Origin of the sequence: Moritella sp. F3, from assembly GCF_015082335.1 — a bacterium.
GTDB lineage: Bacteria > Pseudomonadota > Gammaproteobacteria > Enterobacterales > Moritellaceae > Moritella.
This window is the reverse complement of the sequence record NZ_BLRL01000080.1, coordinates 1-264: the sequence shown is the minus strand read 5'-3', so window position 1 is coordinate 264 and position 264 is coordinate 1. Positions and strand designations below refer to the sequence as shown.

The window sequence follows — 264 nt, the reverse complement described above, 5'->3', positions numbered from 1 at the left end:
CAAACCAAGGAGCGCCGAGCCGCCGATCATTCCCGCCATAAACGGCGTCAGTTGCATGGCGGGCGTAAGCTGAATAATGGCGTAACCAATGACGCCGAGAACATAACCGTCGGTCAGGTGTGCGCCGAAAGTGAGCGCAGCAATGCGGCAGTGAAAACGGTTAAGCGGTAAATCATCCATTCGCACCGGTGAAGTGTTCATCTTTACCCCTTCATTGTCCGGTAATAAGAACGGCTTCTCGCCTGAGAAGCCGAAAAGGCAACG

General features: G+C 54.2%; 1 pseudogene. It reads right to left on the bottom strand.

Going from position 1 to position 264, the window contains the following annotated elements:
• Positions 1 to 201, bottom strand: a pseudogene (locus JFU56_RS22545) (hypothetical protein); the annotation flags it as partial.
• Between the last annotated feature and the right edge of the window lie 63 nt (positions 202 to 264).